The following is a 21,617-nucleotide window of genomic DNA, read 5'->3' on the forward strand; positions in this document are numbered from 1 at the left end:
AATAGATATGAAGGATATAATTTATATAGGTGGTCTTATGAAAGTGCATTTAAGGGTCTTTGTCGAGGTTGAAAACTTAGGAAAGGCCATGAACGCGTTAACTGATGCAGGTATAACTGGATTTTATGTTTTAGAGTATAAGGGAATGTCTCCTCAGGATTGGAAGGGTTTTTCTATTAAGGAAGATCCCAAATCTGCCATTAGTCTTATTCGGGACCTTGCAACCGATGCAGTTCTGATTTGCAGTGTGGTGGAAGAGGAAAGGGTGGAAGGAATTGTCAAATCAGTAACTGATAACCTGGAAGGAGAAAAATATACCATTATGGAAGTTCCTATCCGTCGTATAATCGTTAACTATGGCGACAAGGAAAAAGCAGAAAGGGCTGAAACCTGGTTACTGGAAAAAGAAGTTTCATGCTTTTACTGTGGAGAAAATGCCATTCAAAGAATCAGAATAGATACTAACCGGGCTAAAATATGGTGCACCAACTGTGGTGCCACCCGCCACTACACCATCAAAGGGGCGGAAAAGGGGGTATCGTAGATGGCAATTGAAAAGTGGAAATTAAAAAAATCCGCGAGTTGTTTTAAATGTGGGGATGCTACCATCCACGACATTGAAGTGGACACCTACACCCTTAAGATAACCTGTAAAGATTGTGGATTTACCCGTTATTATAAATTCCACATGGTAGAAACTCCACCAAAGTGTGATTAGAGGCCTTAATATTCATTTTTTTCATTTTTTTTGACCCTCGAAATATCTATTTAAGGATCTATCTAAAAAAAAGGAATTTAAGATTTTTATAATTATTTAAAATAGTGATCTTATGGTAGTAATTATCGACCCCCAAAATGCAGGAATAGCAGGTAATATGGTTTTAAGCGCATTAATTGACCTGGGGGCTGATATAAATGGCACGAAAAGTGTTATGGAATATTTTACTTCTCCTTTTGGCCATATCGATATAAAACTGGAAAAGTTAAATAAAGGAGGTTTGGCTGCTACCCATGCTAAGATTGACGCTGAGGACCAGGATTCAATTAAATATGTAAAACTGGTTAAGATTTTAAAGAATACAAAACCTGAAGAAATGCCTTCTGGGGCATTTGATCTTTCCATGAATGTTTTCAAAACCCTGGCCCGGGCTGAAGCTCGGGTGCATGGTGTTGATTTAGAAGATGTTCATTTCCATGAGGTGGGTGCTGCAGACGCGGTGGCCGATGTAATGGGCTCCGCCTATGCCTTTTATGATTTAAAATTAAACTTACATAAGGTATATGGCCTGCCAGTTGCCATGGGTGGGGGTATGAAAAAAACTAAACATGGATTGATGAGTATACCCGCCCCTGCTACTCTGGAAATCTTAAAAAACACACCAACCCAGGGTGGCCCGGTATCCGAAGAGCTCACCACCCCCACCGGTGCAGCCTTATACGTAAATCTGGTGGATGAATACTGTCAGTTTCAGCCCTTCTTGACCAGCAAGAGAGCTGGCTATGGGGCGGGTAAAATGGATCTGCACTTTCCCAATGTTCTAAGGATAATTAAAGGGGCCTCGGCCCTTCCCACGGATCAAGTGGCCATCTTGGAGACCAACTTAGATAATGTTTCCGGAGAGATATTGGGAAATCTTTTCCAAAAGTTAATGGCTCAGGGAGCATTGGATGTTTCCATGATACCAGTATTAATGAAAAAAAATCGTCCCGGCCACCTGCTGCGGGTAATTGTCCGTCCACAGGATTGTGACAGGATATCTGAGGCCATTATACGAGAGACAGGTACTTTAGGCGTTAGAGTCATGCCGTTTGTCCATAGGAACATCCTGGAGAGGGAGATCATCCCCCTAGAATTTGAACTAGCTGGAAGTTATGAAAAAATTCGCATAAAAGTGGGAAAGATTGGCAATGAAATTATAAACACCGCCCCTGAATATGAAGACGCACGTCAGATAGCAGAAAAGATGCAAATCCCCATTAAAGAGGTAATCCGGATGGCGGATGAGGCATTTTGGCACCACATCTCCCGGGAACAAATAATCTAAGTTAATCTAAGTTATCTATGGACATTGTTAATGTAAATTAGGAGTTAAATAAATGAATTTAAAACCTAGGGCCATATCCGTCCTATCCGGTGGTTTGGATTCCACAGTGGCCACTACCTACCTTAAAGATCATTACCAGATCCATGCTGTGACCTTTAATTATGGTCAACGAAGTGCTGAAATGGAGATAAAGTCATCCCAGGCCATATGTGATGCCTTGGACATCGAGCACACGGTCATCGACCTTCCCTGGTTAGCTGCTCTGGGAAACTCAGCCCTCACCAGCCAAGAAGAGGTCCCCCAAATTGGGATGGATCAACTGGATAATAAGGAACTCTGTGACCAGACTGCCCGTAAAGTGTGGGTTCCTGGACGTAACATTGTATTCACAGCCATTGCAACTTCATTTGCAGAGTCTGAAGGAGCCAAAGCCATAATAGTGGGCTGGGATCAGGAAGAAGCAGCCACCTTTCCTGATAACTCCCAAGGGTTCCTGAAAGCATTCAATAAAGTCCTGGAAATAGGTTCCCCGGATGAAATAGAAATAGAGGCCCCGCTTATCAATCTGGAAAAGACTGGGATAGTGGAATTAGGAGATAGGGTTGATGCCCCTCTGCATTTGAGTTACTCGTGTTACCTGGGTGGGGAGGAGCATTGTGGGACTTGTGAATCCTGTATGAGGCGTAAGAGGGCTTTTTATAAGTCTGGAGTTGTTGATAGAACTGTATACAGTGATTAGACTCTATTGTTATTAGTCTAAAAAAAATTTACTAAAGAAAAGTCCTTAAAAATTAAAAAAAAGGTTAATGCAGGGTTAAACCCACATTTATTTTATAACCATCAGGGGATCTCCGGCATTGACGGTGTCACCCTCCTCTACGAAGACTTCCTCTACCATTCCAGATTCAGGGGCGTGTATGTTATTTTCCATCTTCATGGCCTCTACCACAGCCACAACGTCTCCTTCATTGACTTTATCCCCTGTTGTAACCTTTAACTTGAGGATCATGCCCTGCATGGTAGATGAGACCCCGCCCTCCACTGGTCCTGTGGGGGTCTGGTTTGCTGGCTCAATTTCCATGTAACCGGTGGGAACCACCTTTACTTGGAAAACTTCTCCATCCACATCGACCTGGTAATCGGTGGGGACAGTTCCCGTGTCATTGGATGCACCATCCTCTTTTGGAGGTTCCAAGGGTTCTTCTTCTAATTCTCCCCTAAGGAACTTGGGTGCCACGGCAGGATAAAGGGCGTAGGTCAGTACATCTTCTTCTTTATTCACAATACCCAGTTTTTCTGCCTCAGCGCGACATTTCTCCAGTCCCGGCTCCAGGAGGTCGGCGGGCCGGCAGGTTATGACCTCTTCATCCCCGATGATCTTCTTGGAAACCTCGGGATCTATGGGGGCTGGTGGCCTACCATAAAAGCCCTTCATGTACTCTTTAACCTCTTGGGTGACGTTTTTATATCTTTCTCCGCTCAGAACATTCATAACTGCCTGGATACCTACGATCTGGCTGGTGGGGGTTACCAGGGGCGGATAGCCCATTTCCTTTCGGACCCGGGGCATTTCATCCAGCACGTCCTGGTAACGGTCCATGGCGTTTTGTTCTTTAAGCTGGGAAACCAGGTTAGAGAGCATTCCCCCGGGTATTTGGTATATTAAGACGTCAGTATCAACCCTCTCAGTTATGGGGTCTAGTATGCCACTGTATTTTTTCCTAATCTCTTCGAAGTACTTCTTTATACGGTTTAAGAGCTTCAAATCCAGTCCCGTATCGTAGGGGGTGTCTTTTAAGGCAGCCACTATACTCTCAGTAGGGGGTTGAGAGGCTCCCCAGGCCAGTGGAGAAATTGCAGTGTCTAAAAGGTCTACTCCGGCTTCACATGCTGCATAGTAACTCATGGGGGTCATACCGCTGGTACAGTGACAGTGCAGGTTAATAAGTAGGTTAGTTTCTTCTTTAAGAGTTTTAATAAGTTCATAAGTATCATGGGGAGAGATAAGTCCGGCCATATCTTTTATAGCCAGTGAATCACAGTCTTTAGCCTCTAATTCCTTGGCGAATTCCACATACTTCTCTAGAGTGTGGTAGGGACTGGTGGTGTAACTGATGACAACCTGTACATGAGCACCCTGTTCTTTGGCCACCTTAATAGACATTTCCATGTTTCGAATGTCGTTCAAGGCATCAAATATCCTGAAAACGTCCACCCCGTTCTCGTAGGACTTCTCCACAAATCTGCGTACGATATCATCCGGGTAGTGCTTGTATCCCACCAGGTTCTGACCCCGGAGTAACATCTGCAGTGGGGTCTTAGTCACATGTTCTTTTAGTTCTCTTAACCTTTCCCAGGGGTCTTCGTTGAGGTAGCGGATACAGGAGTCAAAGGTTGCTCCTCCCCAGGACTCCAGTGAAAAGTATCCCACTTTGTCCATTTCCTCGGCAATGGGCAACATATCCCTGGTCCTCATACGGGTGGCCAGTAGTGATTGATGGGCATCCCGGTACGCTGTTTCAATGATCCTAATCTTAGTCATGATGACCCTCGAAGTTGTTGAAATTTACTAATCTTAATATAGATAGTCAAAACTGGCATATATATTTCTCAAAACAGGATGAGGCTTTAGGGTAGATCAAAAGCCAGCACACCAATAGTTAAACTCTAAAAAGTTAATATTATAACCTGGAGAAATTCAAATGAGTATAAGAGAAGGTTTTGGCAAGTACTGGCTGGCAGGACTTATCTTCAGCATTATCTTTGGTGCAATAACCACGGTTTTAAACTTTTTCAGTACAAATCTAGCTAGTTACGCCATGAATTTACTACCCGGATTAATTGGCGGCCTTTTACTGATTGTAACGGGGGTGCTGATTTTCATATTCGTACCCTGGATAGTGGGGCAGCTGGTGGTGTGGGTGTACCGGGAGTTCATTGATAAGAACTCGTAGGGATAAGAAGTCTTAGGCAGAATATTAGGTATAAACCACCTGGCAAACGATGAATTCCTGGTTTTCGTAGACCAATTGGGTGTAGTCTGGCTTAATCTGATCTATGTTTTTTTCAATGTCCTGGCTGAAGTAGAACAGGGGGAAAAACTCGTAATAAACCCTTTTAATATGCAGTTTGCTTTCATCTGGTGGTGATAGGACCAGTTTTTTATCATATACAATATAACCGATGCTTTCATTCATCATGGCATCTAAGGTGGCTGTAGGTAGACTTTTAAGGCCATAATACTCAAAACCGTAGTGCATAGGCACCCCTGCCTGGGTGGCCAGGAACATTCCCGTGAACTGGTTGGATATAAGGATGGAACGGTTTTGATTGCCATTTTCCTGGAACCAACTGGCGAGATCCAGCTCGGCGTCAGATGGCGGCGCGATTTGGATATCACCATAGTCGCTCTTAACGGAAAAAGAAGCAATATCCTGACTGCTGACTGTTAAAAATCCGCTTAAGGTAGCCAGTATAAATATCAGTACCATAACGGTACACCTGAATCGTGGGGAGGATGAACGATGGTAATTTTTCAGATGATTATAAAATTGATGAAGGCCCAACCCCGCCAGTATGGAGAGGGGTATGAGGATGTAGATCATCACCCGATAGGATATAACGTTGATACCGATAAGGTAAGAAACGCTCAGAAGGAGCATGGCTACTATCCAGACGATAATGAACAGATCCTTTTTTCTAGGCTGCTTTAGTGCTCTTATTAATCCTAAGAGTCCAAAAACACATGCTAAAGGCCCTAAATTTCCAAGGTAACCTGGGATACTTAAGGGGCGGTTAGTAACCAGCGAGGTTGCAAAGCCAGTTGCGGCAGTTATTCCCTGAGCTAAAACCGATCCAAATACCTCTGGGTACAGGAATAACAATCCCATGACAACAATGATTAGGGTTAATATTGGGGGCAATAAGAATGCTCCATAACTCTTAAATACTTCCACATCCCGGTAATACACTAATTCAACTAGACTGATAGCGCTAACCGTTAATAACAGGGTTAAGGCCGCTGCCAAATGGATCCCCATGATCAATATCAGTATTAAACCCGATAAAACTGCTATTTTAACTCGATTATCTCTTATGGATAGATAGTAAAGATAAACAGCCAGGGGAATGAAGATCAGGGCCAGGTTTTCTGGTACTGGAAGGATCATCCTTTTGAAAAGATAGCTGGATATGAGTATAAACCCGGCCGACACCCCAGCCAGTTTTCCATAGAACTTATAAGCTACATAGGAAGTTGAAAAAACTACCAAAGCGGTTAGAACTGGTTGTAATGAGCGCGCGACCTGGAAGTAGTCAGTCTGGAATAAATTTCCAAGACCAGCCAACAGGAAGTGGAAAAGAGGAGGATAACCTATTTTTTGCCCCACTGGAGCGTTTAATAGGGGAGTGGTTAATGTTAACCCGTATTGGGAGTAAACCTTTGCATACTGAACGTGGTAGATGATGTCCCAGCTGAGGGGCCATTGATACTTCAGGGTGGGGATCAGTGCCAGCAGTAGAGCCACCACTGTGGGGATGGCCAGCGCGTATTTACCGTATTTTTTCAGTTCCATGTTTTCATCCTGGAATTTTAAGGAGATAAAAAATCTAATCCCACAGTAGATATTGGGGGCTGATCTGGATAAAAAGATTTCCACTGGAATTTATGCCACCAAAAGTAGTGCACTCTTTTTTTATTATATAAAATTATGATTTTATTACATTGTAAAATGGTCATTTTCAACTCAAAATACAAAAAAATTAATAAGGATTAGTTTTATATTAATAAACGATATAATTAAAGGTTTTAAAATTTTCGATGGTGCAATATTGCTTTATAAGAGCAATAATTTTATTATATTCACTGGAAATCTATCCTAAATTATTACTTACAGTCAATATCATCAATTATTTAGTAGGTGATGAATGTGGATAACAGGAATGGTATGGGTTGGTTAAAAGATTATCCCGACTTCCGGGATTACAGTGTGAGTCGAAAGAGTTTAAAACCGCTTATGGATAAAATGGGCATCGCTGATCCGTTAAAGGCAGCCCCTGAAAACATAGATCTCAGGGAATGGTGCCCTCCTGTGGAAGATCAGGGACAGCTAGGCTCCTGCACAGCTAATGCAGGAGTGGGAATGGTGGAATATTTTGAGAAAAGAGCATTTGGTAAACATCTGGATGCCTCACGCCTTTTTTTATACAAGGCCACCAGAAACCTTATGAAGGTTACTGGGGACACCGGGGCCTACCTAAGGACTACCATGCAGGCTCTGGTCCTTTTCGGAGTACCTCCCGAGGAATACTATCCCTATGTGGTGGAAGACTTTGACTTGGAGCCACCAGCCTTCACTTATTCTTTCGCGCAGAGTTATCAGGCCTTACAGTACCTTCGTCTTGATCCTCTGCAGACTGATACAGAAGTTCTTTTAGACAGAATCAAAACCAATCTAGCCGCGGGACTGCCATCTATATTTGGCTTTACAGTATACAACTCCATACAAGATTCAGCGGCCACTGGTAAGATACCTTACCCCTGTAAGGGAGAGCAGGTCATGGGTGGACATGCCGTGATGGCCGTGGGCTACGATGATAAAATGGAAATAAAAAATTCTTCCTGCAAAAATAAAACCACCGGGGCTATATTAATACGAAACTCCTGGGGGACAAAGTGGGGTAAAGAGGGATATGGCTGGTTACCCTACGAATACGTTACTAAAGGATTAGCCACTGATTGGTGGACACTGATAAAAAACGAGTGGGTGGACACCGAACAATTTGGTATAGAAGAGTAAGTTTTGAAGAATAAATTTGTGATTAATGGATAGATGGGTGTTTTACTCCATCTTCCTGGTTTAATTTACTTTTAACTTAAAAAAAAGAACTATCTCTCCCTTTCCCCGGCAATAAACTCATCCACCATCTCCCTGGCCAGATCATCGGTGTACTGCTCAGGGGGGTGTTTCATGGTAAATGCAGATATGGAAGTTAACTGTCCGCCTATTCCCCGTTCCAGGGCAAGTTTGCAGCAGCGCACGGCATCGATGACACAACCAGCCGAGTTAGGTGAATCCTCTACTGAAAGACGTAATTCAATGTTCATGGGAACATCTCCAAAGGTTTTACCTTCCATACGAAGGAAACAGAGCTTATTATCTTTCTGCCAGGGTACGTAGTCACTGGGACCTATGTGTATATTTTCTGAATCCAGCCTTTTTCCCAATACGGATTGAACTGCTTCAGTTTTAGATTCCTTTTTAGAATCCAGACGGCTGCGGTTGAGCATGTTTAAAAAGTCTGTGTTCCCACCGGTGTTAAGTTGATAGGTACGTTCCAGTTTGACTCCCCTTTCCCGGAAAAGATTGGCCAGGGTACGATGAGTAATAGTAGCACCTATCTGTGCCTTTATGTCATCACCCACTATTGGTATTCCTTTTTCTTCAAATCTGGCCGCCCATACCGGATCGCTAACTATGAACACGGGCATGGAGTTTATTAGAGCTACACCCGCCTCCAGAGCACATTCTGCATAGAAACGTACAGCTTCTTCAGATCCTACGGGCAGGTAGTTCACCAGAATCTCCACATCTTTATCCTTTAAAATCTTAACAATCTCTTCTTTGCTTTTTTCTGATTCTTCTGAAACTACAAAGGTATGATTTTCATCAAATTCCGCCATGTGGGCAGCTACTCCGTCTAATACGCACCCCATTTCAACTTTAACTCCTGATGGTGATAAGTCTGGACAGAATACCTGGGTACAATTCGGTGGGGCGAATATGGCTTTATTCACATCTTTACCAACCTTGCGCTGGTCTATGTCGAAGGCAGCCACCACTTCCAGATCAGAAGGCAGATATCCTCCAATATCCCAGTGCATGAGTCCAATAGCATCATCTGCTTCCTTATCCTGATAGTAGTAAATACCTTGTATGAGTGAGCTTGCACAATTTCCTATGCCAATAATCGCGATCCTTATCTTATCCAAATCTAACACCTTCTCCATACGCCATCTTAAAAAATGGTGCCTAGGGTTCGTTATTTAAAATCAATATCACCATTCTAAATAATAAGCCTTTTAACTTCTCTTAGGGTAACCTTAGCCTAGATTTACTATTAAATGTTTCGATCAACTGGCCATGTAATCTTATAAAACTTAGAAAAACACGTTATTCGTCTTTTTTTATTCCTACTACCCATTGGATTAATCTAAAAAAACATGACTGGTTATTGAATAAAGCTTTGCAAATTTAACATTCCCATGAATCCGGCCCAAGTGAGACCTAAACTCCAGATCAGGATACCTAAACTCATCCAGATAACTAACTTTTCTTTTTTAGCTCCTAAGGCCATTCCAACGGCGGTTCCCAGTGGCGCACCAAAAATAAGTGGAGAGATTAACCCCAGGCCCATGACTCCATACTTATTCCAAATCTGATACCACCGATGGTGTTGAGTCGGCTCATTTTTATACCTCCATCTGAGGATGCGGTTTCTCAAGTTAGCACCGGTGAGGGCCACAACTAAAACAGCAAATATGGAGCCGGCCATGGATGCCAATGCGATAATAACCGGATTTAAACCCAAAGCCAGACCCAGGGGAATGGCTAACCATAGTTCCAGTGCACTGGTTGCAAAAACTGCTATCACTGATTCTAGGCTCATATTTTTAAAAAAGATTAACCCTCTCGCTGCTCTTTTTCTGTCCCACGGTGACAATAGAAGTTGTAAAGCACTCCTATTTTATATTTTTGTGCCAAAGGACAGGTGGGACACAGGCATCCCAGTTCCATATCTACACAGCTACTTTTCTGGGTGATGCAGAAGACGTTTTCTCCCTTCCCACAGTCCTCATAGGTGGGGCAGATGGGGCAGACACAGTCACCTTCCATTTCTTTAAGCTTTTTAGCACGATCTTCCTCACTTAAATTTCTTAGTTCTTCCAGCAGTTCTTGGAATAAATCCATTATATCACCTTAAAATCTGTAACCAACAACCTAAATGACGGATATGGCCAGGAATACGAAAATCCACCAAAATATCACCAGGAACACCGTGGTAATCAGGGGCAGTTTAGTTAAGTCAGGGTTCATAGTCTTTGAACCAACCCTCCAGGTTAGGATAAGGATTAAAACCAGTATAAGGGTGTTAACTATTCCCAGTATATTCAGAGGGTTTTGGTACATTACCCACATCCACACCAGAGTAGCTATAATCGAACCCATCCATATGAGTGGTGCTATTGCAGCACCCACTCTGATAGTCAGGGCTTTTAACTCTTCTGACTTTCTGGATTTGATCATGAGGGTGAAAAGGACCATGACACTTCCTAGAGCCACTATAATCCCTATAAATTCAATGAAAAGGGTTGAAATTGGTTTGGCAAAAAATTGCTGTTTAAGAAGTGGCAGGGTAAATAGGGCGGCCAATGCTTCGTTAGCTGGGAAAGTTTCAATCTTCCCGATGGCGATGGAGTATTTACCCTGGTTTTGGGAGTTGAAGACCTTTATGGTGTAAGTCCCGTCCGGCACATCCAGGGTAGCTTCCGGTCCTTTTAAGTAGAAGTCCCCTCCAAACTCCTCAAAATAGGGAGTCCAGGTGGAATTGGTTCCGTTTAAAAACATCACAATATTCCCGGTTTGGTCAGTAACTTCCGCTGATATAAATTCGCCCCCCTGTCCAGGGCTGGTGGGGACCAGCAAGTTCACATACAACTGGAAGGGCTGATCTGACTTTATCTGGTAATAAACAGGCTTCCCGTTGAGTTGGCCATAGAATGCCTGGGAAATTTCTGGATTTTCCACAATAATTGGATTTTCCGCGGAAACCGCAGCTCCAGTATCCAGTCGGGGTTGGTGAGCACTCAAAGCATTTAGAGATAAAAATAAAACCAGTATAATTCCTATAATTAGTCCGTTTTTTCGGGGTTCGGACTTCATAAGTTTATTTATGCGTTAGGATTTTATAAGGTTTTCTTTTAGCCAATATTCAGGAAATTCAGACATATTTGAAGGATTAGAATAATTGATTTGATTATGGATTAAACCTATTTGCTGATCTATATCATTTTTTTAGGCTATTAGAGAACTTAATCCGGATCAAGCACTAACTCCTGCATTTTAAAATGAAAACTATTACTCTACAATCACTAATAAGGTCTCAGGTTCTATCCCTTCCTTTTCCTTTAGGATCCGCCGGATATATTCTAAATGTTTCTGAATTTCAGGATTTTTTATATCAGTTATGGTGCCATCCAGCTCTGCTAGGTTCACATGGGGTTCCGGGTCCATTTCGTAGCGGATTTCACCCTTGTAATGAAAGCTCGTTATAATTCCCAGTTCAACCAGAAGTTTTAGATTCTCGTAGACCGTGGAACGACTCACATTGGGGTGAGTGGCATTAATTGTCTGGTAAATTCCATTAAAGGATGGATGGGTATTTCCCAATTCATTTAATATTCTGATCAACTCCATCCTTTGGGGAGTGATTTTGATCTTATGTTTTTTTAACAAATTCTCCATGAATGATAGTTGATTACATCAAATAAAAAATTATCGAAACAAAACTTATATAGAACCAAGTTCTATTTAAAAACAACTATCTTCCAGACTGGAACTTGACTAAAGGAAAAATAAATGAGATGGGCCAAAATTTTAAATAAATGGCTTTAAATAAATAGATGGCCATTGAATCGGGGGAATGAGCATGGAAAGGAAGAAAAAGAAGGTTGCCTGGGGGATTACCGGTGCCGGCGATAAGATTCTGGAAACACTGGAAGTGATGAAGAAAATAAAGTACAAGTACGAAGATGAGGTGGACATTGAAGTGTACATCTCCAAATCCGGTGACCAAGTTGTGAAGTACTACGGAATATCCAACCAGATCGAAGAAAACTTCGATAGGATCTGGGTTGAAATCAATGCCAATGCTCCTTTTCTAGCTGGCAATATCCAGTTAGGTAAATATAAATTCATGCTTATCGCACCCACCACCTCTAACACTGTGGCCAAGATAGCCATGCGAATGGGTGACACCCTAATTGCCAACGCCGCCATAATGGGCCAAAAAGCTGACGTTCCCCTTTATATACTTCCATCGGATTACGAAGAAGGCGTGACCATCACCAAACTGCCTAATGGCAAGGATTTAAAGATCACCATCCGAAAAGAGGATGTGGAACACGTGGAAAAACTGGCTAAAATGCACAGGACCTTCATGATAAAGGACCCGGAGGACATTGAAGAGGTTTTCAACCAACATTTTTCCAAATGATATGAGTTTAACGGCTTTCTGAAAGATTCTGTTTACATGTAGATTCATAACTTTTTTAAATCCAGTTAACATTATAATTACCATTCTAATATCCGGGGGTGAATATTTGAAACGTGGAATTCTATTAACGTTCATTTTAATTTTAGGTGTAGTGACTATTTCTGGATGTACTGAGGAAAAAACAACCAAATATTATGATTCGGTAGATGTTTCCTTCCAATATCCTGTCGATTGGACCATCAGTGAGGAGCTTACCATTGAGGGAGATGGTGTAAGTGGAGAGATTCAGACCTGGCATCTGTTAGATGGAGAATCATTTGAAGATTATGTGAATTTGACAAAGCCAGCTTCACAGTATATTCAGAAGGAGGGCTTGGTGGATATTGAAGGACATGAAATCTACCAAGTGGAAGCTTTTTACGACGGAATTCATTATTATCAGTCTTATTTCCCTGAAAAGGATGGGAAGGTAACTTCAATCTTACTGAAGGCTTCTGAGGGTGTAAACGCTATCGAAGGTTACCACCTGATTTTGAAAACTTTCTCCGAACATTTTTAAAGGGATTGATGGATTGAACTCCATACTCTTCCATATCTTTTGAATAATGAACTCTCCACAAGTGAAGTCTTCATCAAAGGAATTATAATCCGGAAAAATTTATCAACTACTTCAATCATAACATAAATGTACATGTAAGAAAAACGGCAGCCCTCGTATTAAAAACGAAATTAAGCGGGAGGGGAATAAGGTTGTTTTTTTTGATCTCCGATAACTGCCGTGGGGGTAGGGATTTACCAATTTTTTAATTTTGGAACCACTACTCCTGTGAGATAGATCACAAGAATATGAAGATGTTTGAGGTGATAAAATGCAGGAATTATATGAAAAAATGGTAAATGAGGCCTTAATGGCCCAAAAAGCAGATGTTGCGACTATTAAGAAGAATCGGGGAACTGACTTTAAGATTAAAGATACCAAGGCCTACCTGGATGTGGTGGAGAAGATGGAGGCCGTTGGTGACCAGAGTGAATCGGTCATCAATCTCCACGTGGATTCGGTGAAAACTCACTTTGAACTTTTAAACAGCCTCACCGACACCATTCGCCCCGAAGATGACCCCTTCGTGGAGCACTATCAAACCCCGGCTATCCTGGAGATCCTCGGCGAAGAAGATTCAGACTTCCAGGCCAGTGTGGATAGATTCATAGACGCGATATCAAGTTCTGAAGCCCTCATAGGCCGGGAAGTGGTCCGTAGATACGGTGGATTCTATGGCCCTACTTGTGTGGTGGATTTTGCCCTCATACCCGGTAGTACCAGTAACCTAGTGAATCAGATTCTGCAGACTGTAGATGCACCACTGGAACATAAACAGGCCATCTTATCTGCCAAATCATGGGGAATGAACACCTCTTATGGTGTGGGGGAAGTATTTGCCCAGGAGTTAGAAGCAGGAGCCACCCTATCCGATGCCATCGATAAAGAAGTGGCTATGGTCCAGCAGATCTACGAGAATCCGGTGGATGCCCAAGCCCAACTTATGGATTCCCTGGGACACACCTCTTTCGACGTCCGCAAGTACATGGCGGGATACAAAGATAAAATGAAAAGGACCATCATGGCCGCGGTAGATGATGGGGTGCACTATGGAAACATACTCACCGTGCCGGCCTACTGTGTGGGTGATATTTCTCATCACATCGCCCAGTCCACCTACAACATGTGTAAGGATGATGTGATCATGGGGGTTATAGAGGCCACCACGGCAGTGATGGAATCCACGCTAAAAGCAGCTCTTCCCAATTTCAAAAGCGCAGTGGAGATTTTATCCCTGGCTACAGGATCATCTGCCTGTGCTGTGGAATACATACTGGAACTGGATGGGTTTAACGCACCCATGGTGGTGGACATGTTAACCAAAAGGTTCCACAACTACGTTCAACTCTACCCTACCCGGGGTGCCGCGGCTGAACTGCACAACTGTGATTTCATGGACATGATATACCGGGGATGGAACCACCTGGACACGGCTCGACGTGCCCAGAACGGAACACCAGGAAAACTCACACCCCGTATCGGAAATTTCACCGTGGATCTGGAACCAGTACACCAGAATGAAGTTATTATGAACCCACAACGCTACACCTATCCGGCCTGTGCCATAACTGTTCGCTTCTCAGCATTGATGCGTCTGGCTGACTACCCCTGCCTATTAACCAGTGAACCAGTCACCGCCACTCTAATGACCAACATCATAGCCCTGGACAAGGAAAACCCCGCATCACCAGCCCGAACCTGTAAGAGCTGTGCCTCAGCCTGTCTGGTGGACTTCCGCCACAACCATTGCCAGTGGAAAGAAGCCGTCTAAGGATGTGAAAACATGAAATGTTATGTTTGTGCACAACAGGGAAAAGAAACTGACGCTCTGGCCATATGCATCGTATGTGGGATGGGATTATGCCAGGAACACATCATACGCCAGGAGGTTGAGCTATGGGAAGGAGGATATCCCTTCCCCTCGGAGAAGGTAAAAAAAACCCTGCCCCGCATACTCTGCCCATCCTGCTACAACGCTCTGGAGGGGGAATAGTAGATGGCTTCTCTGGCTAAACGGGCTATAGCCGAACTGGTAGGGACCTTCCTACTGGTTTTTTTTGGAGCAGGGGCTGCGGCCATCACCCTGATGATCAGTGCCGGTCAGGATCCCACCACCACCTTTAACATTGGAATTGGAGTTTTGGGGGGCCTGGGCGACTGGCTGGCCATTGGATTGGCATTCGGATTCGCCATTATGGCATCAATATATGCCCTGGGTTCCATTTCTGGCTGTCACATAAATCCTGCGGTAACTATTGGTTTATGGGCTGTTAGGAAGTTCCCCAGCAGGGATGTGTTACCCTACATCATAGCGCAACTGATGGGTGCCTCACTGGCCAGTCTGACCTTTGCCATGATTGTGGGTATAGATGCAGTTACCATTGGTGGTTTAGGTGCCACAGCACCCTTCCCTGGTATTGGTTACGGACAGGCCATCCTGGTGGAGGCAATTGGGACTTTCATATTGATGCTGACCATCATGGGAGTCGCTGTAGACCGTAGAGCCACACCTGGATTTGCCGGGATGGCCATAGGATTAACCGTGGCTGGTGTTATCACCACCACGGGTAATATTGCTGGAGCATCCCTCAACCCAGCCAGGACCTTCGGACCCTATCTAGGTGACCTGTTGCTGGGCGGAAATAATCTGTGGAATTACTTCCCCATTTACGTCATCGGGCCAATTGTGGGCGCCGTGGTGGCAGCACTTCTCTACCAGTATCTAACCAGCGAAGATACCAGTATTTAACCAGAAATATAATAAAAAAACTCTTTTATTCTTTTTTTTTAATTTTATTTATTTTCATCCGGCTCTGTCCCGTAATGCAATGGTGGATTAACCACTCGCCCCTTATCATCGATTTTCACACCTTCGTTTTCTAATAAAGCTTTTTTCATATAAAATCCGCCTTGAAAACCTCCAATGTGCCCATCCGAGCGAATAGCTCGATGGCAGGGGACTATGATGGGGAAAGGATTACTCGCCAGGGCATTGCCAACCGCCCGGGAGGCCTGGCCATTGCCCAGATACGCAGCAATGAGTTTGTAGGTACTGACACTTCCCCTTGGAATCAGGTGTTCAGCGTGCAACACTGCCTTTTGAAAGGGCGGACACTCATCTAAAGTTACCATTTCAAGGGGAAAGGTAACATCTTCTCCTTCAAGAAACGCTTTGATGTCTGTGGTAACCGCATCAATTTCCCTGCAGGAAGAGGGCTGAGCATCCGGGTAGCTGTGGGTGGCCTGATCTAAAGCTGAGTAATCTGGTTTGGAGATTATAACTCTGGTAATTTGGGGCTGTCCATTGAATATGGACCATAATATTGCTACTGGTCCAAAAGAAGTTGATTCAAGGATTTTTATTTTCATCTTTTCAATGGTTTTTAATTATTAACTATTATATAAGTCAAAAACTAAGGAAAATATGGAAGATTAGATTTAAACGATATTCAAACTTAGCATATCTAAATGGGCCCCCACAATGGAAGTAGGATATCTCCTGTTTTATCATCGATAAACTATTTCTTAATTATTTCTACAGAAAGCCTGTTTAGCTTTTCAGAGCCACAATATCCTGCACATCCACCAGTTTCCACACGTAACTGCGTTCTTCCTGGCATATTTTTTCCAATGGTTCTTCCGGTGAATGTCCCAGTGCAGCTAAGATTTTAGGAGAAAGCTCTTTTTCTTTTATCAAGTCGACGAACATTCCCCTCACACTTTTTTTTTCATCTTCTTCTACCACAGAGTTTATGGTTCCCTGCAGGGTCACAAAGCGGAAATGAGACATGTCCGGATGGTAACATTCGATCTCAACTGCAACTTGGGGATCTTCATTTAAGAGCTTCACTTTCTTTCCGTATTTGGTGGAGAGGAAGTACAGGAATCTTCCATCAAACACATAGAGAAAAGGGGCTATATAAGGGTATTCGCCCTTAAACGCAATTCTACTAACGTAGCCATCTTTAATTAAACTGTCGTACTCTTCTTTATTCATGAAGGGTATTTTATGCAATTCCATGGTATCACCATTTTACATTCCATCATTACATTTATTATCTTAATTATCATTGATTATTTTTAACCACAGGATATGAAGCGTTTATCCAGGCCCTCATACTCCCCAGTACACTAACCACATCACGATAACCCTTCTGAAGTAGATAACTGGCCACCATGGTTGATTTAAATCCTGAATCACAGTAAACCACAATTTCCTGTTCTTTAGGAATTTCTTCTAATCTATGTGGGACTAAACCGGCGTATATATGCTTTGAACCTTCAATGAAGCCTTTTTCACGGTCAGCTAACTTGCGAACATCTAAAAGGTTGAAGTCACCATCGAACTGTCTATCCCGGAGTTGTTGGACTGTCTGGAGTTTTAAGGTTTCCACATCCTGGGCTTGAAGATACCAAGATGGGAATCCGCCCGAAAGATATCCGTATAGATTGTCAAAGCCTGCACGGAGCAGTACCCGTTGCACCATATCTCGAGTACCATCCCGGTCGTCCACGATTATAATGGGGTCCTGGTAGTTAAGGAACCACCCGGCAAAGGCGGGCACACCTTCCCTCCAGATGCTCAGACTACCTTTTATATGTCCTCCGGCGAAACTGGTTGGTTTACGGACGTCCAGGATCTGGAAGCCATTTTTTTGTAGTTTGATTAAATTTAAAGGAGATACAGGTCTAAGGTGAAGAAGCCGACCCAGAATTGGAGCACCATCCTGGTTTAATTTTTCCATGTTCCTGAAATAAGGCGGATAATACAACTCTTCTTCAGATTTTTGGCGGATAAACTCCTCTTTACTTAACTGAAGCTGCTGATTAGTATTCATCTCATAACCAACGGTGGAGTAGTCCTGTTCCCTGATGTCGGCTCCACAAACTGACCCAGCACCGTGGGCTGGACAAAGGATCACATGTTCGCCTAGAGAGAATATCTTGGTAAATAGACTGTCGTACAGTAGCTCGGCCATCTTTGGGCGGTTTTTGACTCCGTAAAAGTCGATCCTCCCTGTTTCTCCAGCGAAAATAAGATCGCCTGTAAAAACCATCTGAACAGCATGGGAAGCACTCAAATCCCGAAGAACCAGGGATATACTTTCTTTAGTATGGCCCGGAGTTTCTAGAACCTCCAACTCCATGGATCCCAATTGGAATTTATCTTTCTCATTAACCGGATTCCCATAAGCAAAATCAAAGTGGGCTCCATGATATATTTCGCCACCAGCAGCATTCTGAAGTTCCAGGGAACCAATTACATAATCCTCGTTACGATGGGTTTCGAAGATATATTCGATTTGAAGATCATTTTCCTGGGCTAGATCCTGGTAGATCTCCACATCCCGCCTGGGATCTATAACGGCTGCTTTCCCTCCATCTCCTAAGAAGTAAGAGTGGTGGGCTATACCCTCAGATTTTATCATCCTAAAAATCAAGCTTAAACCACCTATTTGCTATTTAAAACTTCAGGGATGATTATAGTATTATCCAGATTAGATTTAATTTTATCGATGCAAACTAAATTATTAAATCACCCGGATACACAATAATTTTTAAATAGATCTTTTGGGAGGATCACATGGAATATATTATAGAAACCCAGAACATCACCAAAAAATATGATGATTTCACAGCAGTGGACGGTGTAAACCTGAAAGTGCCTAAAAATAGTGTATATGGGGTTTTAGGGCCTAATGGCGCTGGTAAGACCACCCTGATCTCTATGCTGTGCACCATACTGCATCCCACCGAAGGTTCGGCCACCGTGAACGGATATGATATTGTTAAGGATCCAAAAAAAGTAAGAGAATCAATTGGAATCGTTTTTCAATCCCGGGCTCTGGATGACATTTTGACTGGAAGGGAACATCTGGAAATGCACGCTGCTCTGTACGGAGTACCCAAGGATCTACGGGAAAAACGCCTGGATGAGGTACTGGATCTCATAGCCCTGGGGTCCAAGGCTGATGAATTCGTAAAGACTTACTCTGGAGGTATGAAGCGAAGACTGGAGATAGGAAGGGGCTTAATACACCATCCTAAGGTCCTGTTTCTGGATGAACCCACCCTGGGTCTGGATCCACAGACCAGGGAGAGTATCTGGGAGTACATACAGAAGTTAAATCAGGAGGAGAAGGTCACTGTCCTTATGACCACCCATTACATGGAAGAGGCTGACAAACTATGTGATGAGGTGGCCATCATAAATAGGGGAACTATAATCACCGCTGACTCGCCCAGCAATCTCAAGCGGGAGTTGAAAGCAGATACCATCACTGTAAAGGTAGATAAACCTGAGGAATTCATGGAAAAGGCACAAAACCTGGTTTTCGTTAAAGATATCTTTGCAGTTGACTCCGAAATCAAGATGATGGTGGAAAGGGGAGATTATCTGGTCCCAGAGATCGTTAACTTTGCCAATCAGAATGATATTTTTGTGAATTCCATTGAACTAGAACATCCCAACCTGGAGGATGTGTTCCTCAAATACACAGGAAGATCCATAAGTGAGGGAGCCTAATATGCCGGAACTGGAGGGAATTTATACTATCTGGCTCCGGGAGAACAAAAGGTTTGTTAGATACCGTTCCCGTATATTAACCTCAGTGGTAACTCCACTTTTATGGTTGCTCATCTTCGGAACCGGACTGGGTTCAGCCGTACGTTTTGGTGGGGGTGTGGGAGGATACCAGGCCTTTATTTTCCCAGGGATCATAGGTCAGACTGTACTTTTCACCGCTGTTTTTTCCGGGGTCTCGGTAATCATCGATCGTCAATACGGATTCCTTAAAGAGATACTGGTGGCACCTATTTCCAGGCCGGCTATTGTTTTTGGTAAAGCATTGGGTATAAGCACCACGGCCATGATACAGGGATTAATACTCCTATTACTGTCCTTCCTGGTAGGTATCCAGATGACTCCTGAAATATTTATTCAGAGTGCAGTGGTTATCCTATTGATCTCCCTTGGTCTGGCAGGTTTAGGTCTCTTAATTGCTTCTTTCACCGATAGTATGGAAGGATTTAACCTCATCCTCAGCTTCATAGTTCTCCCTATTTTCCTTCTTAGCGGAGCTCTCTTTCCGGTCACTAATTTGCCATCCTGGCTTCAAGTAGCGGTGTATCTAGATCCATTAACCTACGGGGTGGATGCCCTCCGGGCCATAATCCTGAAAACCTCGGTATTACCTTTGTATGTGAGTTTGGTGGTTGTGAGCCTCTTCGCACTTATCATGGTCTTGTTATCAGCTTTCGTCTTCAGCCGCAGAGAACAGGAGTTGATGTAGAATCTTACTTCCACAGTAAGGATAAAAAGTCTAATTGAGGATAACTATATGACCTACTATCTATTGCCCATATCTTTGACCTTCCTGATTTTGTACCTGTTCAGCTATGTTTTATTCAAGAAAGGTTACCTAAGAAGATCTCGTCACGTACAGATATGGAATATCCTCATTCTGATAACATTTTTAGTATCAGTAGGGGCGGGAATGATCCTTATAGGGCTGGTAGAATACGGGTTAGCTCTTCCCATTAGTAAAGATTTCCTGTACTGGCATGTGCAAGTGGCCATTGCCATGTTTGCAATTTCCATCTTCCACATACATGTTTATTGGAAATCGTTCCGTTCTTACACCTTTGGCCGGAGGTCTCGTCATTGAAGAAGCTATTAACGGTCCTTTTAATCGTTATATTGGCTCCTATTGCCGTTTACGCCTGGAATGACTGTCCTTATGGGCTGGTGGATGATCCTTTCCCTGGTCAATGTCCCCGCTATGTAGATACTAATCAGGATGGTATCTGTGATCTCTCCCAGTCTTCCCCTGATAGTATTGATAACACCAGCACCACCACTACTGATAACTTGACTGGAAGTGGTAGAAGAAGGGGAAGCCAAGAGAATATTACTCCTAGTGAGATTAATGAACCAGAACAAGTGCCTGGTGCTAATTTTTATCTGATACCCCTGGTAATATTGACTTCCATTTCCTATCTGGTCACTTACTTCCTCTATCTCAACCATAGATTAAAAAGAAGGCCCTACTATCGTATCTGGAATTACATACTAACCGGTAGTTTTCTGGTCTCGGGGATTACAGGAATAGTGTTGATAATACTGATAAACTTTGGTATGCAAACGCCTTGGAATATGTCCATTGACTTCTGGCATGCTGAATTTTCAATTATAATGGCAGTGACAAGTATATTCCATGTACATCTTTACTGGAAACAGTTTAAAGGAATTTTCAGGCTTTAAATTGCATTAAATACGTGTGAAAATTAAAGATCATGTTGTGATCACCTGATAAGTATTATACCCATTAAAGTATAAGCGATTCAAAGGATTATATGATTATTATATGAGAAAGTTTGAAATAACGTGTGCCTTAAAAGGTAATTGATCTTTATAATGGAGGATACCGAATGCCTGATTGTCAAAGATGTGGAACAAAAAACCCAGACGGGGCCCGATTCTGCTCGGGGTGCGGCTCGAAGTTAACCATATTCCCCCGACTTGAAAAAAAATCCAAGAAACCAGAGAAAGCCAAATCAGAATTAAAACTACAAGTCATCCTGGCGTTAGTTGTACTGATCTTGATCATTGTGGCTATTTTAATATCATTTATACCCGGAGTGGGTATTAAATTATGAGATGATCAAAGGGCGTTATAATCAGGATTGAACCATTTAAA

General features: G+C 43.1%; 26 protein-coding genes. 16 read left to right on the top strand and 10 right to left on the bottom strand.

Translation table 11 applies throughout. The features are described from left to right. Window positions 1-37 precede the first annotated feature (37 nt). The 4 genes from FGU46_RS06810 (at window position 38) to queC (ending at window position 2,784) form a co-directional block, all read left to right on the top strand. A complete protein-coding gene (locus tag FGU46_RS06810) occupies window positions 38-544 on the top strand; it encodes an MJ1244 family protein (RefSeq protein ID WP_286473144.1) in 507 nt (168 codons plus the stop codon). Beyond that, window positions 545-718, top strand: a complete 174-nt coding sequence (locus FGU46_RS06815) for a hypothetical protein (RefSeq protein WP_286473145.1) — start codon at window positions 545-547, stop codon at window positions 716-718. Window positions 719-830: 112 nt separating this feature from the next. Further along, on the top strand, window positions 831-2,045 hold the full coding sequence (gene larC / locus FGU46_RS06820; RefSeq protein WP_286473146.1) for a nickel pincer cofactor biosynthesis protein LarC: 1,215 nt from the start codon (window positions 831-833) through the stop codon (window positions 2,043-2,045). A gap of 52 nt (window positions 2,046-2,097) precedes the next feature. Next, window positions 2,098-2,784: a 7-cyano-7-deazaguanine synthase QueC gene (queC, locus tag FGU46_RS06825; RefSeq protein ID WP_286473150.1), complete on the top strand. Its 687-nt coding sequence runs from the start codon at window positions 2,098-2,100 to the stop codon at window positions 2,782-2,784. 87 nt (window positions 2,785-2,871) lie between these two features. Here the strand turns inward: queC and oadA are convergent, their stop codons facing one another. Next, on the bottom strand, window positions 2,872-4,587 hold the full coding sequence (oadA, locus tag FGU46_RS06830; protein ID WP_286473151.1) for a sodium-extruding oxaloacetate decarboxylase subunit alpha: 1,716 nt from the start codon (window positions 4,585-4,587) through the stop codon (window positions 2,872-2,874). A gap of 160 nt (window positions 4,588-4,747) precedes the next feature. Between oadA and FGU46_RS06835 the strand changes: the two genes are divergently transcribed. Next, window positions 4,748-4,999: a hypothetical protein gene (locus tag FGU46_RS06835; RefSeq protein WP_286473153.1), complete on the top strand. Its 252-nt coding sequence runs from the start codon at window positions 4,748-4,750 to the stop codon at window positions 4,997-4,999. Window positions 5,000-5,023: 24 nt separating this feature from the next. Here the strand turns inward: FGU46_RS06835 and FGU46_RS06840 are convergent, their stop codons facing one another. Next, window positions 5,024-6,619, bottom strand: a complete 1,596-nt coding sequence (locus tag FGU46_RS06840) for a DUF6541 family protein (protein ID WP_286473158.1) — start codon at window positions 6,617-6,619, stop codon at window positions 5,024-5,026. Window positions 6,620-6,973: 354 nt separating this feature from the next. On the opposite strand from FGU46_RS06840, the gene FGU46_RS06845 reads away from it, so the two are divergent. Then, window positions 6,974-7,843, top strand: a complete 870-nt coding sequence (locus tag FGU46_RS06845) for a C1 family peptidase (RefSeq protein WP_286473159.1) — start codon at window positions 6,974-6,976, stop codon at window positions 7,841-7,843. An 89-nt stretch (window positions 7,844-7,932) separates the two neighbouring features. Here the strand turns inward: FGU46_RS06845 and FGU46_RS06850 are convergent, their stop codons facing one another. The 5 genes from FGU46_RS06850 to FGU46_RS06870 all read right to left on the bottom strand — a co-directional run bounded on the left by FGU46_RS06850 (window position 7,933) and on the right by FGU46_RS06870 (window position 11,569). Further along, entirely contained in the window at window positions 7,933-9,036 is a 1,104-nt protein-coding gene (locus FGU46_RS06850) for an inositol-3-phosphate synthase (RefSeq protein ID WP_286473163.1), read from the bottom strand. 239 nt (window positions 9,037-9,275) lie between these two features. Beyond that, complete coding sequence (locus FGU46_RS06855; RefSeq protein WP_286473165.1) at window positions 9,276-9,713, bottom strand: small multi-drug export protein; 438 nt, start codon at window positions 9,711-9,713, stop codon at window positions 9,276-9,278. Between the two features lie 14 nt (window positions 9,714-9,727). Beyond that, window positions 9,728-10,015, bottom strand: coding sequence for a DUF2769 domain-containing protein (locus FGU46_RS06860; protein ID WP_286473167.1), 288 nt, complete (start codon window positions 10,013-10,015; stop codon window positions 9,728-9,730). 30 nt (window positions 10,016-10,045) lie between these two features. Continuing rightward, on the bottom strand, window positions 10,046-10,987 hold the full coding sequence (locus tag FGU46_RS06865; protein WP_286473168.1) for a hypothetical protein: 942 nt from the start codon (window positions 10,985-10,987) through the stop codon (window positions 10,046-10,048). Between the two features lie 195 nt (window positions 10,988-11,182). After that, the gene (locus FGU46_RS06870) at window positions 11,183-11,569 is read right to left on the bottom strand and encodes a Fur family transcriptional regulator (RefSeq protein WP_286473172.1); all 387 of its coding nucleotides are present in this window, start codon (window positions 11,567-11,569) and stop codon (window positions 11,183-11,185) included. 184 nt (window positions 11,570-11,753) lie between these two features. Here FGU46_RS06870 and afpA point away from each other — a divergent pair, with 184 nt between their 5' ends. The 5 genes from afpA (at window position 11,754) to FGU46_RS06895 (ending at window position 15,667) form a co-directional block, all read left to right on the top strand. After that, window positions 11,754-12,320: an archaeoflavoprotein AfpA gene (afpA, locus tag FGU46_RS06875; RefSeq protein WP_286473174.1), complete on the top strand. Its 567-nt coding sequence runs from the start codon at window positions 11,754-11,756 to the stop codon at window positions 12,318-12,320. Window positions 12,321-12,426: 106 nt separating this feature from the next. Beyond that, window positions 12,427-12,879, top strand: a complete 453-nt coding sequence (locus FGU46_RS06880; RefSeq protein WP_286473177.1) for a hypothetical protein — start codon at window positions 12,427-12,429, stop codon at window positions 12,877-12,879. A gap of 310 nt (window positions 12,880-13,189) precedes the next feature. Then, entirely contained in the window at window positions 13,190-14,689 is a 1,500-nt protein-coding gene (locus FGU46_RS06885; protein ID WP_286473178.1) for a DUF2193 domain-containing protein, read from the top strand. Window positions 14,690-14,701: 12 nt separating this feature from the next. Continuing rightward, window positions 14,702-14,911 carry a DUF2180 family protein gene (locus FGU46_RS06890; RefSeq protein WP_286473180.1) on the top strand — a complete coding sequence of 70 codons (210 nt, stop codon included), beginning with the start codon at window positions 14,702-14,704 and terminating at the stop codon, window positions 14,909-14,911. Between the two features lie 3 nt (window positions 14,912-14,914). Beyond that, window positions 14,915-15,667, top strand: a complete 753-nt coding sequence (locus FGU46_RS06895) for an MIP/aquaporin family protein (protein ID WP_286473182.1) — start codon at window positions 14,915-14,917, stop codon at window positions 15,665-15,667. Window positions 15,668-15,711: 44 nt separating this feature from the next. Here FGU46_RS06895 and FGU46_RS06900 read toward each other — a convergent pair whose 3' ends face one another. From FGU46_RS06900 to FGU46_RS06910, 3 genes are all read right to left on the bottom strand, one after another. After that, window positions 15,712-16,287: a methylated-DNA--[protein]-cysteine S-methyltransferase gene (locus FGU46_RS06900; protein WP_286473189.1), complete on the bottom strand. Its 576-nt coding sequence runs from the start codon at window positions 16,285-16,287 to the stop codon at window positions 15,712-15,714. A 181-nt stretch (window positions 16,288-16,468) separates the two neighbouring features. Further along, window positions 16,469-16,939 carry a pyridoxamine 5'-phosphate oxidase family protein gene (locus FGU46_RS06905; protein ID WP_286473190.1) on the bottom strand — a complete coding sequence of 157 codons (471 nt, stop codon included), beginning with the start codon at window positions 16,937-16,939 and terminating at the stop codon, window positions 16,469-16,471. Between the two features lie 46 nt (window positions 16,940-16,985). Further along, window positions 16,986-18,359 carry an MBL fold metallo-hydrolase gene (locus FGU46_RS06910; protein WP_286473192.1) on the bottom strand — a complete coding sequence of 458 codons (1,374 nt, stop codon included), beginning with the start codon at window positions 18,357-18,359 and terminating at the stop codon, window positions 16,986-16,988. A 143-nt stretch (window positions 18,360-18,502) separates the two neighbouring features. On the opposite strand from FGU46_RS06910, the gene FGU46_RS06915 reads away from it, so the two are divergent. From FGU46_RS06915 to FGU46_RS06935, 5 genes are all read left to right on the top strand, one after another. Beyond that, window positions 18,503-19,444, top strand: a complete 942-nt coding sequence (locus tag FGU46_RS06915; RefSeq protein WP_286473196.1) for an ATP-binding cassette domain-containing protein — start codon at window positions 18,503-18,505, stop codon at window positions 19,442-19,444. A gap of 1 nt (window position 19,445) precedes the next feature. Next, on the top strand, window positions 19,446-20,210 hold the full coding sequence (locus FGU46_RS06920; protein ID WP_286473197.1) for an ABC transporter permease: 765 nt from the start codon (window positions 19,446-19,448) through the stop codon (window positions 20,208-20,210). Between the two features lie 48 nt (window positions 20,211-20,258). Beyond that, on the top strand, window positions 20,259-20,585 hold the full coding sequence (locus FGU46_RS06925) for a hypothetical protein (RefSeq protein ID WP_286473198.1): 327 nt from the start codon (window positions 20,259-20,261) through the stop codon (window positions 20,583-20,585). Beyond that, on the top strand, window positions 20,582-21,181 hold the full coding sequence (locus FGU46_RS06930) for a DUF4405 domain-containing protein (protein ID WP_286473205.1): 600 nt from the start codon (window positions 20,582-20,584) through the stop codon (window positions 21,179-21,181). The genes FGU46_RS06925 and FGU46_RS06930 overlap by 4 nt, the downstream gene beginning before the upstream one ends. Window positions 21,182-21,348: 167 nt before the next feature. Continuing rightward, window positions 21,349-21,576 carry a zinc-ribbon domain-containing protein gene (locus FGU46_RS06935; protein WP_286473207.1) on the top strand — a complete coding sequence of 76 codons (228 nt, stop codon included), beginning with the start codon at window positions 21,349-21,351 and terminating at the stop codon, window positions 21,574-21,576. Window positions 21,577-21,617: the final 41 nt, after the last annotated feature.

The sequence above is a fragment of the Methanobacterium sp. CWC-01 genome, from assembly GCF_030323845.1.
Lineage (GTDB): Archaea > Methanobacteriota > Methanobacteria > Methanobacteriales > Methanobacteriaceae > Methanobacterium > Methanobacterium aridiramus.

What these genes read in the sequence shown, in the direction of transcription:
- FGU46_RS06860 (WP_286473167.1), bottom strand. Translation starts at nt 10,015, where the DNA reads ATGGATTTATTCCAAGAACTGCTGGAAGAACTAAGAAATTTAAGTGAG.
- FGU46_RS06895 (WP_286473182.1), top strand. Translation starts at nt 14,915, where the DNA reads ATGGCTTCTCTGGCTAAACGGGCTATAGCCGAACTGGTAGGGACCTTC.
- queC (WP_286473150.1), top strand. Translation starts at nt 2,098, where the DNA reads ATGAATTTAAAACCTAGGGCCATATCCGTCCTATCCGGTGGTTTGGAT.
- FGU46_RS06865 (WP_286473168.1), bottom strand. Translation starts at nt 10,987, where the DNA reads ATGAAGTCCGAACCCCGAAAAAACGGACTAATTATAGGAATTATACTG.
- FGU46_RS06935 (WP_286473207.1), top strand. Translation starts at nt 21,349, where the DNA reads ATGCCTGATTGTCAAAGATGTGGAACAAAAAACCCAGACGGGGCCCGA.
- afpA (WP_286473174.1), top strand. Translation starts at nt 11,754, where the DNA reads ATGGAAAGGAAGAAAAAGAAGGTTGCCTGGGGGATTACCGGTGCCGGC.
- FGU46_RS06900 (WP_286473189.1), bottom strand. Translation starts at nt 16,287, where the DNA reads ATGAAAATAAAAATCCTTGAATCAACTTCTTTTGGACCAGTAGCAATA.
- FGU46_RS06920 (WP_286473197.1), top strand. Translation starts at nt 19,446, where the DNA reads ATGCCGGAACTGGAGGGAATTTATACTATCTGGCTCCGGGAGAACAAA.
- FGU46_RS06890 (WP_286473180.1), top strand. Translation starts at nt 14,702, where the DNA reads ATGAAATGTTATGTTTGTGCACAACAGGGAAAAGAAACTGACGCTCTG.
- FGU46_RS06815 (WP_286473145.1), top strand. Translation starts at nt 545, where the DNA reads ATGGCAATTGAAAAGTGGAAATTAAAAAAATCCGCGAGTTGTTTTAAA.
- FGU46_RS06915 (WP_286473196.1), top strand. Translation starts at nt 18,503, where the DNA reads ATGGAATATATTATAGAAACCCAGAACATCACCAAAAAATATGATGAT.
- FGU46_RS06810 (WP_286473144.1), top strand. Translation starts at nt 38, where the DNA reads ATGAAAGTGCATTTAAGGGTCTTTGTCGAGGTTGAAAACTTAGGAAAG.
- FGU46_RS06925 (WP_286473198.1), top strand. Translation starts at nt 20,259, where the DNA reads ATGACCTACTATCTATTGCCCATATCTTTGACCTTCCTGATTTTGTAC.
- FGU46_RS06885 (WP_286473178.1), top strand. Translation starts at nt 13,190, where the DNA reads ATGCAGGAATTATATGAAAAAATGGTAAATGAGGCCTTAATGGCCCAA.
- FGU46_RS06855 (WP_286473165.1), bottom strand. Translation starts at nt 9,713, where the DNA reads ATGAGCCTAGAATCAGTGATAGCAGTTTTTGCAACCAGTGCACTGGAA.
- FGU46_RS06840 (WP_286473158.1), bottom strand. Translation starts at nt 6,619, where the DNA reads ATGGAACTGAAAAAATACGGTAAATACGCGCTGGCCATCCCCACAGTG.
- FGU46_RS06870 (WP_286473172.1), bottom strand. Translation starts at nt 11,569, where the DNA reads ATGGAGAATTTGTTAAAAAAACATAAGATCAAAATCACTCCCCAAAGG.
- FGU46_RS06835 (WP_286473153.1), top strand. Translation starts at nt 4,748, where the DNA reads ATGAGTATAAGAGAAGGTTTTGGCAAGTACTGGCTGGCAGGACTTATC.
- oadA (WP_286473151.1), bottom strand. Translation starts at nt 4,587, where the DNA reads ATGACTAAGATTAGGATCATTGAAACAGCGTACCGGGATGCCCATCAA.
- larC (WP_286473146.1), top strand. Translation starts at nt 831, where the DNA reads ATGGTAGTAATTATCGACCCCCAAAATGCAGGAATAGCAGGTAATATG.
- FGU46_RS06905 (WP_286473190.1), bottom strand. Translation starts at nt 16,939, where the DNA reads ATGGAATTGCATAAAATACCCTTCATGAATAAAGAAGAGTACGACAGT.